Raw genomic sequence first — 10,801 nt, forward strand, 5'->3', positions numbered from 1 at the left:
TTTCATCCTTTTTGGCCCTGTTTTCAAAATCATACCCAAACCTTCCGGCCCCACAAAGAGTAGCAAACTCATACTCATTTTTTACTCTATAAATCTTTGGTTTTGGATCGTTAATAGAGCTATGTTTTACTTCATAATATAGATGGCACGCGGCACTACAGTGAGCACATGAAGCTGGAATTCTTTGAAGCTCCCATGCATTTGCGCTATATTGAAAATCTTTGCTTATTAAAGCTCCCACAGGGCAAACCGCTATACACTCTCCACAAAAGGTGCAATCAAGCGTTGGTGCATCTTTTGGAATTATGTGAGATTTATATCCCCCATACTCAATCTCTATAGCATCATCTCCAATCACTTCATTACAAACATGAACGCATTTTTCGCATAAGATACATAATGAAGGATCATATTGAATATATTTCCAATCTTTGATTATTCTATTTTGATCTTTAGCTGTGAACTCCTGGGAATTTACCATAAACTCAAGAGTTTTGTTTTGCAGATCACATTCGCCGCTCTTATCGCATACTCCACACTCTAAAGGGTGGTTTACGTCATAAAGTTTCATTATGTTTTGTCTATGGACAAAAAGTTCGTTGGAGTCAGTTTTAACCTTAATATCTGGGGTAGGCGGAGTTTGGCAGCTAAGAACAAACCCATCTACGCCTTCAACTTCTACAACGCAAAGACGGCATGATTCTATAGGTTTAACTTTTGGCAAATAGCACATAGTAGGGATATAGATCCCTTCTCTTCTTGCTACTTGCAGTATTGTTTCACCTTTTTTTGCTGTAACCTCTTTATCATTTATATAAAACTTTATCATCAACCAACCCCTAAATTGCGACCATCGCAATATAATAGCATCTCATGCATCTTTCGGCCTCGGCTATAGCCTCCTCTTGCGTAAACCCTAAATTTACCTCTTTATTATTATCTTTTCTCTCATCTACCGTAAGTTTTTCGCTAACCACTCTTGGCAAACCTGGTAGCCAACCAGTGATTTTCTCTTTTTTATCATAAACTTTTAAGTTTCTTAAATGATCTTCCATTATCTCTTCATCTGTTAAAGTAACCTCTTTTGTATGGACATATCTGCTTATAACCGATGCCGCCCTTTTTGCCTGTCCTACGGCGTTAACTATAGTCATAGGACCATATTCGCAATCACCTGCTGCAAAAATCCCTTTTCTTGAAGTCATATAGGTTTTTCCATCGGTTTTTATAGTTCCCCAGCTTGTCATCTCTATCTCCCACTCTTCTGGAAGCAAAGAGAGATCCGCACTTTGACTAACGGCCGGCACCAAATAATCGCACTCTATCTCAAAATCGGCACCTTCAATCTTAACAAGTTTTGGCCTTCCTCCTTCAGGATCTGGCACAAGCTCAAATCTATTGACTTTTAGTTTTTTTAAAACATCGTTTTCGTCGGTGATTATCTCTTCTACCGCAGAATAAAATATAAATTCAACTCCCTCTTCTACAGCCTCATGATACTCTTCATAGGTAGTATTTCTAATAATAGTAGCCTCATCTCTACGATATAGCATAATAACTTTTTTAGCATTTGCCCTAACGGCGCATCTTACAACATCCATAGAGGTAAAGCCCCCTCCTACGCAAACCAAAGTTTTTCCAGTTAAATCAACATAATCTTTATCAAGCATCTGCTGCTCTTGAATCTCTTTTGGAACTGTAATCCCATATTTTACGTATAAATTTACGCAATCTAAAAAGTTAATTGCTGGCCAATAACCTTTTATCTCATCTCTTTCATTTTTGGCTCTAACTTTTTTTGAGATTCTTGTCCCGGTTGCTACCAAAATGGCGTCATACTCTTTTTCAAATCTTCTCATATCATCTGCGGTTACTCTTTTACCTGTAATAAATTTCACACCCTCTAAAGAAGCAACAGCTTCTATATCTTTGTTATATTTTTCTATAGGCATTCTATATTCTGGAACCCCAACGGCAACTTCGCCGCCCAAAACGGGAAGTTCTTCATAAACATCGCAAGCAACACCCTCTAAAGCAAGATAGTAAGCTCCCGTCAATCCGGCAGGCCCTGCACCAATAATGGCAACTTTTTTACCGTTTAGAGGCTTTTGCTTTTTTGGATGGAGCCAAAAAAGTGAATGGTCATCCTCAAAATCGGCACCTATTCTTTTTAGTTCCATTATAGAGATTGGTTCATCTAAATTTGCCCTTCTACAGGCATCTTCGCAAGGATGAGGGCAAACTCTACCACAGGTGTGAGCAAGGGGCATAGTTTTTCTTGTGGCTTGCAAACTATCGTCAAATCTTAAATCCCTAACACCCTCAATATAAGCTGGAATATCCACATGGGCAGGACATGCGTCCATACATGGTGCCGTAACTTTTGCGATATAATTTATATCTTTATCATAATGGGGAGATCTTTTTTTGTTTTCAATAAGATCTTTTATATCATCTTCAAAATGTTCTAAAATATCCAAAAGTGGTTTTGGAACCGTTCTTCCTATTTCGCACTTGCTTGTTTGCATCATTGTTTTGGAAACCTCTTTTAGATGTTCTACATCGCTAAACTCCCCTTCGCCTCTGGCTATTTTGTCAAATAGATCATATAAGATTCTTCCTCCCCACCTTCCCGGAGCGCATCTTCCGCAGGCTTCGGAATATAGCTGATACTGTTTTGCATACTCGGCGGCCAATTTTACTACATCCACATCCTCTTCAAAAAGCGCAAAGCCGTCCCATCCTATGAACGCTTTTGAATTTATATCGATATTATAATTTTGAGGAAAGTTATAGGACGACTCTTGCCACTCCTCTTTTTCTTTTCCTCTGTTGTCGATAAACTCGTCTCGCCAACAAGAAAAATAGACTCTGCTCACAATTTGACCTTTTTAAGATTTTTTTCTAACTACTATAGTCCAATCAACTTGATTGAACTTCAGCGAATTTAAAAGTTCATGTCCAGCTTCTTTTATTAAATCTGCGCTTTTTTGAATAGGAGAAAAATCTCCAATTTCAAACAAAAATATAGCAACTTCGCCGGGTTTTACCTCATTTTCCAAAAGCTCCATCATTCTATCGTAAAAGTTATCTTTTAAATGTCTCAAATCGTATCTAACCATATATTTTCCTTCTATATTGGTTTATCTATCGGCGAAAAATGATAAATTTATCTATCAATTTCTCCAAATACTATATTTGTAGATCCTATAATCGTTACAACATCCGCCAAATAGTGTCCCGGAAGAAGATCTTGCAAAATTCCGGTATGCCAAAAACTTGGAGCTCTTATTTTTAATCTGTAAGGATATGGCTCTCCCTCGCTTCTAATATAAAATCCAAGCTCCCCTTTTGGAGATTCTGTTGGAACATATACCTCTCCAACCGGAGGTCTCATACCTTGAGTCACAAGGACAAAATGTTGCATCAAAGAGTAGTTTTGCGTCATAATATCCTCTTTAGATGCAGAAATATATTGAGGGACTTTTGCCATAAGATGAGGCTCTGTATCTTTATACATAGGGATTAACTGTCTTAAAATCCTAATACTTTGTCTCATCTCTTCCATATATAAAAGATATCTTCCGTAACTGTCGCATCTATCGGTTACTGGGATATCAAAATCAAGCTCTTCATATAGCTCATATGGCTCTTCTTTTCTTATATCCCATTTTATACCGCTTCCTCTTAGCATTATGCCGCTACATCCCCAACTCTTTGCCATCTCCGGCGGGATTACGCCCACATTTTCTAACCTCATCCTCCATATTCTGTTTTCTGTCAACAATCCTTCATAAAGCTCGATCTGACTTGGAAGGTTATTTAAAAACAGAGATAATTTCTCAAGCCAACCAGAAGGAAGATCAAGAGGAACGCCCCCGATTCTTACAGCACTATGGGTTAATCTTGCGCCGCAATAATCTTCCATTAAATCCATTGCATATTCACGTTCTCTAAAACAGTATAAAAATACACTCATAGCTCCAACATCAAGGGCGTGTGTCGCAAGCCAAAAAAGATGGGATATTATCCTATTTAACTCTAAAAGCATCGTTCTTATAACTTTAGCTCGTCTTGGAACCTTATCTTCTATGCCAAGAAGCCTCTCAACAGCCAAAGCGAAAGCGTAGTTGTTTGATGTTGCCGCGATATAATCCATTCTGTCGGTTGTGGGCAAAAATTCGTTATATATCATATTTTCGCCCATTTTCTCCATTCCCCTATGAAGATACCCAATATCTGGCACAGCTTTTACAACCTGTTCGCCGTCAAGCTCCAAAATCAGCCTAAGCTGGCCGTGAGCGGAAGGATGCTGAGGACCAAAATTTATAACCATTGTGTTGTCGTCTCTATCAAAAACCAGGTTTTCAAAAAAGGGTTCTAATCTGTTTCTTTGCTGCATTTATAAGCTCCTATCTGTCTCTGCTAACGATTTTTGACTTTTTAAGATCAAATGTTTCTACTAAAGGCGCGTCTTCATTGAATGTATCTATTTTTATAGGCTCGCTATCATATGGAGCACCTTTTGGCACCTCATGTTTAATTCTTGCAAAGTTTATAGTATCTTCAACATCAACTCTTGCCGCATCTCTTTGCTCAGGCCCGATAATCTCTCTATACTCTTTACCAAAAATCTTATCCACTTCATACCATTGAGCTGCCTCATCTCCGTGTAGAGGATAGCTTTTTCTAAGAGGATAACCTACCCAATCATCAGGCATAAGGATTCTTTTTAAATATGGATGGTTATTTACTTTTATTCCAAACATATCATACATCTCTCTCTCGCTCCAATCGGCACTTCTAAATACCGGGTTAACACTCTCTATCGCTTCATCCTCTTTAATTCTGCATTTGACTCTAAGTCTTTTTCTTTTGCTCATAGATAATAATTGATAAAAAACCTCAAACTCCCCATCTTGAGCGAGATAATCAACCGCGCTTAGTTCCATGAGCATATCATATTTTAACTCATCCCTTAGGAAAAAAAGTATATCTTTATTAATGGAAGGGTCGATTATTATAACAAGCTGCCCTCTTTGAATAAAAGCTTTTTTAATCTCAAATTTCTCTTTAATCTTTTTCAAATCTTCGGCAAATATCTTATCTGTTGATACATCCTCTTCGGGGATTTTTGGAGCAACCCAAAATCTATCTGTATAGTAAGCTTTTTTTTGTAAATTATCTTTTGGTCTATATGGTCTCATCATACCAACCTTTTTGGTTTTTGTTTTTTAAAGATTGTCTGTTTTCTTATCTTTTTTTGCAAAAGCATAACCGCATACTGCAAAGTTTCGGGTCTTGGAGCGCATCCTGGAAGATATAAATCAACAGGAATCACCCTATCAACACCCTGAACCGTTGCATATGTATTGAACATTCCTCCGGTATTTGCGCAACTTCCCATAGAAATAACCCATTTTGGCTCAGCCATTTGATCATACAATCTTCTAATAAACTCTGCATGCTTTTTGGTTAACGTGCCGGCAACTATCATAACATCTGCCTGTCTTGGACTTGCTCTAAAAATAACGCCAAATCTGTCAAAATCGTATCTACTAGCACCGCTTGCCATCATTTCGATAGCGCAGCAAGCAAGACCGTATGTTAATGCCCATAAAGAGTTAGTTCTTCCCCAATTTACGATTTTATCAACTGTTGTGAGGGCAACAGGAAGTCCCCCGCTTGCGGCGTAATTTACTTGATGCTGTGCCATTGTAGTGCTCCTTTCTTCCATGCATAAATAAAACCTATAGCCAATAATAAAATAAAGAGTATCATCTCAGCAAAACCAAACCATCCCAAAATCTTAAAATCTATAGCCCATGGAAACATAAATATAATTTCAACATCAAAAAGTATAAATAAAAGCGCAATCAAATAAAATTGTGCCGATATTCTATTTGGCTGTTTAGTAACCTCAGGACCGCACTCATATATTGCGGCTTTAAGTTTTTCGGTATCAAGTCTTGCCAAAGATCTACTAACAAATCTTGCGGCCGCGGTTGTAGCCAAAAAGGCGATCGAAGTTATTAAAAATAGCAAAAACGCCCCAAAATAGGGATGCGCCACATCCATATGACTCATCATATCAACTCCTTAAATTTTTGGGTAGTTTCCCACCCATACTATCTAATTGCAAGTGTAACAAAAAAGGTTTTAAAAGAGTTTAACCTTTTTTACAATATTAAAAATATAGATTTTTTTGTTTCTTAATGTAACTTATCCAATTACAAAACCCATTGACTTTTCGTCTCCAAAAGTAGAAGCTTTCTCTTTTTGTATCTCTTCTATAAAATCTTTCAATGTAAATATCGGCTCATCTTTAACCGCTACTTTATAAGCTGTGTTTTTAATAATTAGATTGATCTGACCGCCAGTTAAGTCAAATTTGGCAAGCTTTTTTATGTCAAACTCATTCTCGTAAGGAGCGTTTTTGGGAAGCATTTTTTCCCAAAGTTTAACCCTCTCTTCAAATGATGGTTTTTTAAACTCAATTTTATAATTAAATCTTCTAGAAAAGGCCTGGTCGATCGTTTCTAAAAGGTTGGTAGTAGCTATCAATACCCCTTCAAATTTTTCAATCTGTTCTAAAAAGATATTTTGCATTTGATTGTGCATCTTATCTGCGCTACTACCTGGAGCACTACTTCTTGCGCTCAAAAACTGATCTGCTTCGTTTAGTAACAAAACAGGCTCAATTTTGGCCTTTTGGCTTAAATCTATATAGGTATCAAAAATTTTTCTTACATTCTTTTCACTCTCGCCCACATACATTGATAATATCTTAGAGCAGTCAAAACTAAGAATCGGTTTTTTTAGCGATTTTGCCAACGATAAAGCGGTCATCGTTTTTCCGGTTCCTGGAGGTCCATAAAATATAATCTTTGCTTCAATTCCCTTTTTCTTCGGCTTTATCCCCCACTCTTTAAGCCTATTTGAAACCTTTTTATCCATCTGTTTCAAAACAGAATCTAAAGTTTTTCTTGTATCGGGATGAAGCACAACATCATCAAGAGTGGTTTTTGGCTCGATAAGTTCAAAAATATCTTGTTCTTTTATTAGCATATCAAGTTTTAATTTTTTACTTTTTTTCTTTTTACCGGGATGTATAATTCTTTGTAAAATATCTTCCAAAATAAAAAATGATCTACTTATTCCTCCAAAAGGGGATAACATCTCATCATAATCAATTATCCTCTCTTCTATAAGTTTTGCCCCCTCTTCCAATAACGCTCTATTTTCAATTCTTTCATACTCATCAAAACTAATTAAATCAATTAAAGTGTTCATATCTCTTAAAGAGCCTTCCGTTGCGGCATACTCCTCTTTTAAAAGTGCTAAAAATATGATTTTTTCTTTTTCGTTTAACTCATACTCTTTGAAAAATTTTTCAATCTCAATTTCGTTTTGAGTAACTTTTATTCTCTCTTCTATCCTTTTTTCCAAAAGTTTTAATTTGTTTTTTATTCTGTTTATATTTGGAGAGTTTATATTAAAACTCTGTTTGGAGCTTGCAAGTTTTTGATAAAGATCTATTCTAAAAAATTGATCTTGAAGATATTCAAGATGATCGGTATATGGTTTGATATCTGGAAGAACTAACTCTAAATTTCCCTCTTCCAAAAGCTTTAAAAAAGGAACGCTTAATGTAATATTTGAGTGTAATAACTCTAAAGTAGTGCTCTCATTTGTTTTTATATTTGAGAAACTGCCGTGAACTATCCATCCAAGATCCAAAAGATTTTTTATTAGATGAAGTTTTTCTAAATATTTATAATCTTCTTCCCCAAAAATTTCCATTAAAAGGTCGATTACGCCTACCTCTTCATCTCCCTCGACAAACTTTTTTGTCAAAACTTTTAATATTTGAGCCTCTTGAAGAGAACATTTTAGGTGGGGAAATATTTTACTTTTTTTTAGATCTTTTGATTCTAAGAAATCTTTCAAAAATTTCACTATCTCTCTCCTGTATCAATTAGACTATAAAGCAGCTTTATCTCTTTATGCCATATAGTATCATCAATAGTTTCTAAAATCAAAGGGATGTCATCCATTCTTTTATCGTTCATTATAAATTTAAAAGCCTCTATTCCGATTTCTCCCATTCCAAGAGAGTGGTGTCTATCTACTCGGCTATTATATTTTGCTTTAGAGTCGTTTAAATGCATCCCTTTTAAATATTCAAAACCGACAATCTCATCAAACTCTTTCATTGTTTTTTCATATGCACTTTTCTCTTTGATATCATATCCCGCGGCAAACATATGCGCAGTATCTAAACATACTCCTATTCTGCTTTTATCTTCACATTTATCTATTAAATATGCAAGATGTTCAAATTTATATCCAAGATTGCTTCCTTGACCCGCAGTATTTTCAATAACTAAAGTCACCCCTTTTGTTACGTCTAAAGCTTTATTGATAGACTCGGCTATTAGATCCAAACACTTCTCTTCGCTTATCTGCCTCAAATGGCTTCCTGGATGAAAATTTAATTTATCTAAACCAAGAAGTGAACATCTGTTAATTTCGTCTATAAAGGCGTTTAAGCTTTTTTCCCTTTTTTTGGAATCTGGATGTCCAAGATTTATAAGATAACTATCGTGCGGAAGTATATGCTTTGGATCGATTTTTGACTCTTCCAGATTTTTAAAAAATTTATCTATAGTTTTAGAATCGTATGGTTTTGCACTCCACTGTCTTTGATTTTTTGTAAATAGTGCAAAAGCTTTTGCACCTATTTTTTTTGCGTTAATTGGAGCGTTAAAAACTCCACCACTTGCACTTACATGTGCACCGGCAAATTTTTTACTCATTTATTTCCTTTATTTTTATCAATATTTTATTTATTTTATCTTTAAAGAAAACCTCACTATTATTTACGATATAGATTATATCGTAACAATTTTTTTTATAAACTTTTTGAATAAATCCCTTATCTTTTTTAATTAAATTTTTAGAATTAAATATAGGCTTTTTTAAAATAACGTTTTTTAGTAGATCATCAGGATAGTAAGAAACAAAATATTTTTTATTAAACTCTTTTTTATTAACGCAACCTTTTTTAGTGCATATTTTTGAATCTATTTTTATCTCTTCTATAAGATTGCCGGCATTATAAATTTTCAAATGGATAGAGTTGTTGCTATATCTTTTTATAACTGCGTAGTCGTTAAATTTTAATTTTTTTGATTTTATAGTTACTATATATAAATTTGCCTTTTTTACTTCTTTTAGAGCGCACCCACCAAAAAATAGCAAAAAAATTATAAATATTAAACGAAACATTTATATCCTTTGTGATAAAATAGTTTTTAAAAAAGGATAAAATTGCTTGAGTTTATCTTCTATCTTGCAATCTTAGGCGCCATTTTAACATATATCGTATGGGGATTTATAATAAGTTTTGAAACGATGCTTGCATTAAACGATACTAAAAGCGCAATAGAGTGGATAAAAAAGCATCATACTCCAAAAACTTTCAAAAAGCTACTTATCATATTTTTGTCAATGTTACATATAGGATATATTTTTTTAGAGATAATTCCATATTTTTTAGGATTTAATGAAAAACTAAAAAATTTTGATATTGACAAAGTCTATAAAAAGATTTTTAAAAACAGATGAAAAGCAATAAAGAACTTGTTGAATATCTTATTAAAAAGGGGGTATTGAAAACTCCTAAAATTATTGAAGCATTTAAAAAATAGATAGAAAAGATTTTGTAAAAGATGAGTATAAAGATGAAGCCTATTTTGACTATCCACTTCCTATAGGATTTTTTCAAACAATATCCCAGCCATACACTGTAGCATTTATGTTAGAGTTACTCCAGCCAAATGAAGGTGATAAAGTTTTAGATATAGGTTCTGGTTCTGGATGGACAACAGCATTATTAGCTTTTATAGTTGGAGAAAAAGGCGAAGTAATAGGGGTTGAGAGGATAAAGGAATTAGTAGAGTTTGGAAGAAAAAATTTAAAAAAATATAATTTTAAAAATGCAAAAATTGAGTTTGCAAAAAGTTTAGGAATTCCTGGTAAGAAATTTGATAAGATTTTAGTATCCGCATCGGCAAAAAGTCTTCCTCAAGAATTGATAAATCAATTAAAAATTGGAGGTAGAATGGTTATTCCAATACAAGATTCTCTTTTTAAAATAGAAAAAATAGGAGAAAAAGATATAGCCAAAGAGGAGTTTTATGGGTTTTTATTTGTTCCTTTAATAGTCTAAAATATCCTCAATAAATCTTTTCATCTTTTCATAATGGCTTCCAAGCCAATATATCCGGTTGCATTTTGGACATATTTTAAATTCATTATAAAATTTTTTAACCTTTGGAGGGAGTCTGTTTATTATCTTCTCTTTTTCTATTTTTACTAAAATTTCGTTATCTTTTATACATCTACTAAAAGGTTTTGCTCTTTTTTTCAAATCAAATTTTTTAGCAATCTCTTTTATCTGAGATATTGGCTTTTTTTCTTTTACCAAGTAACAGCTATCTTTCAATCTTTTGCACAATATCTTATCTTTTGTCAAAACTACTCTATTTTCTTTTTTTGCAATCTCTATGATTTTATTATCTTCAATATTAGCAAAATAGAGCGTATCAAAGCCTAAAAGCCTTAGATATTTTGCAACCTTTGCTAAATGAACGTCTGCTAAAAATTTTATATCATCCAAGGTTTTTCTCTTTTTGCGTACTCTTTTTTTGATTTGACAAACTCGAATCTATATGATGAAATATTAACTTCTTCATCTTTTTCAAAAATTATAGCAGTTAACATATTTCCATAAACA

At 34.0% G+C, this 10,801-nt stretch carries 14 protein-coding genes; 3 read left to right on the plus strand and 11 right to left on the minus strand.

Features of this window, described 5'->3' with window-relative positions; genetic code table 11:
- The 7 genes from AC30RD_RS03150 to AC30RD_RS03180 all read right to left on the minus strand — a co-directional run.
- The coding region (locus tag AC30RD_RS03150) for a 2Fe-2S iron-sulfur cluster-binding protein (RefSeq protein ID WP_489492764.1) at nucleotides 1-829 on the minus strand (829 nt) is incomplete at its 3' end.
- A gap of 10 nt (nucleotides 830-839) precedes the next feature.
- Nucleotides 840-2,879, minus strand: a complete 2,040-nt coding sequence (locus tag AC30RD_RS03155; RefSeq protein WP_489492765.1) for an FAD-dependent oxidoreductase — start codon at nucleotides 2,877-2,879, stop codon at nucleotides 840-842.
- Between the two features lie 12 nt (nucleotides 2,880-2,891).
- A complete protein-coding gene (locus tag AC30RD_RS03160) occupies nucleotides 2,892-3,122 on the minus strand; it encodes an NADH-ubiquinone oxidoreductase subunit E family protein (RefSeq protein ID WP_489492766.1) in 231 nt (76 codons plus the stop codon).
- 47 nt (nucleotides 3,123-3,169) lie between these two features.
- On the minus strand, nucleotides 3,170-4,402 hold the full coding sequence (gene nuoD / locus AC30RD_RS03165; protein ID WP_489492767.1) for an NADH dehydrogenase (quinone) subunit D: 1,233 nt from the start codon (nucleotides 4,400-4,402) through the stop codon (nucleotides 3,170-3,172).
- 10 nt (nucleotides 4,403-4,412) lie between these two features.
- Nucleotides 4,413-5,210 (minus strand): NADH-quinone oxidoreductase subunit C, encoded by a 798-nt coding sequence (locus AC30RD_RS03170; protein WP_489492768.1) that lies wholly within the window; start codon nucleotides 5,208-5,210, stop codon nucleotides 4,413-4,415.
- Entirely contained in the window at nucleotides 5,207-5,716 is a 510-nt protein-coding gene (locus tag AC30RD_RS03175) for a NuoB/complex I 20 kDa subunit family protein (RefSeq protein WP_489492770.1), read from the minus strand. The genes AC30RD_RS03170 and AC30RD_RS03175 overlap by 4 nt, the downstream gene beginning before the upstream one ends.
- Nucleotides 5,698-6,087 (minus strand): NAD(P)H-quinone oxidoreductase subunit 3, encoded by a 390-nt coding sequence (locus AC30RD_RS03180; RefSeq protein ID WP_489492777.1) that lies wholly within the window; start codon nucleotides 6,085-6,087, stop codon nucleotides 5,698-5,700. The genes AC30RD_RS03175 and AC30RD_RS03180 overlap by 19 nt, the downstream gene beginning before the upstream one ends.
- On the opposite strand from AC30RD_RS03180, the gene AC30RD_RS03185 reads away from it, so the two are divergent.
- The gene (locus tag AC30RD_RS03185; RefSeq protein ID WP_489492771.1) at nucleotides 6,079-6,216 is read left to right on the plus strand and encodes a hypothetical protein; all 138 of its coding nucleotides are present in this window, start codon (nucleotides 6,079-6,081) and stop codon (nucleotides 6,214-6,216) included. The two genes, AC30RD_RS03180 and AC30RD_RS03185, sit on opposite strands and share 9 nt — an antisense overlap.
- Nucleotides 6,217-6,222: 6 nt before the next feature.
- On the opposite strand, the gene AC30RD_RS03190 is transcribed toward AC30RD_RS03185, so the two are convergent.
- Genes AC30RD_RS03190 through AC30RD_RS03200 form a run of 3 tightly spaced genes read right to left on the minus strand, consistent with a single transcriptional unit; the run spans nucleotide 6,223 to nucleotide 9,291 of the window.
- Entirely contained in the window at nucleotides 6,223-7,959 is a 1,737-nt protein-coding gene (locus tag AC30RD_RS03190) for an ATP-binding protein (RefSeq protein WP_489492772.1), read from the minus strand.
- Nucleotides 7,959-8,819 (minus strand): deoxyribonuclease IV, encoded by an 861-nt coding sequence (gene nfo / locus AC30RD_RS03195; protein ID WP_489492773.1) that lies wholly within the window; start codon nucleotides 8,817-8,819, stop codon nucleotides 7,959-7,961. The genes AC30RD_RS03190 and nfo overlap by 1 nt, the downstream gene beginning before the upstream one ends.
- Nucleotides 8,812-9,291, minus strand: a complete 480-nt coding sequence (locus AC30RD_RS03200; RefSeq protein WP_489492774.1) for a hypothetical protein — start codon at nucleotides 9,289-9,291, stop codon at nucleotides 8,812-8,814. The genes nfo and AC30RD_RS03200 overlap by 8 nt, the downstream gene beginning before the upstream one ends.
- Nucleotides 9,292-9,333: 42 nt before the next feature.
- Here AC30RD_RS03200 and AC30RD_RS03205 point away from each other — a divergent pair, with 42 nt between their 5' ends.
- On the plus strand, nucleotides 9,334-9,630 hold the full coding sequence (locus AC30RD_RS03205) for a hypothetical protein (protein ID WP_489492775.1): 297 nt from the start codon (nucleotides 9,334-9,336) through the stop codon (nucleotides 9,628-9,630).
- A 79-nt stretch (nucleotides 9,631-9,709) separates the two neighbouring features.
- Nucleotides 9,710-10,234 carry a protein-L-isoaspartate O-methyltransferase family protein gene (locus AC30RD_RS03210; RefSeq protein ID WP_489492778.1) on the plus strand — a complete coding sequence of 175 codons (525 nt, stop codon included), beginning with the start codon at nucleotides 9,710-9,712 and terminating at the stop codon, nucleotides 10,232-10,234.
- Here AC30RD_RS03210 and AC30RD_RS03215 read toward each other — a convergent pair.
- On the minus strand, nucleotides 10,223-10,684 hold the full coding sequence (locus AC30RD_RS03215; RefSeq protein WP_489492776.1) for a DUF5615 family PIN-like protein: 462 nt from the start codon (nucleotides 10,682-10,684) through the stop codon (nucleotides 10,223-10,225). The genes AC30RD_RS03210 and AC30RD_RS03215 overlap by 12 nt on opposite strands.
- Nucleotides 10,685-10,801: the final 117 nt, after the last annotated feature.

This window comes from Nitrosophilus sp., assembly GCF_982775275.1.

Coding starts and splice junctions, on each gene's coding strand:
- AC30RD_RS03160 (WP_489492766.1), bottom strand. CDS start 3,122: ATGGTTAGATACGATTTGAGACATTTAAAAGATAACTTTTACGATAGA.
- nuoD (WP_489492767.1), bottom strand. CDS start 4,402: ATGCAGCAAAGAAACAGATTAGAACCCTTTTTTGAAAACCTGGTTTTT.
- AC30RD_RS03170 (WP_489492768.1), bottom strand. CDS start 5,210: ATGATGAGACCATATAGACCAAAAGATAATTTACAAAAAAAAGCTTAC.
- AC30RD_RS03175 (WP_489492770.1), bottom strand. CDS start 5,716: ATGGCACAGCATCAAGTAAATTACGCCGCAAGCGGGGGACTTCCTGTT.
- AC30RD_RS03185 (WP_489492771.1), top strand. CDS start 6,079: ATGACTCATCATATCAACTCCTTAAATTTTTGGGTAGTTTCCCACCCA.
- AC30RD_RS03180 (WP_489492777.1), bottom strand. CDS start 6,087: ATGAGTCATATGGATGTGGCGCATCCCTATTTTGGGGCGTTTTTGCTA.
- nfo (WP_489492773.1), bottom strand. CDS start 8,819: ATGAGTAAAAAATTTGCCGGTGCACATGTAAGTGCAAGTGGTGGAGTT.
- AC30RD_RS03200 (WP_489492774.1), bottom strand. CDS start 9,291: ATGTTTCGTTTAATATTTATAATTTTTTTGCTATTTTTTGGTGGGTGC.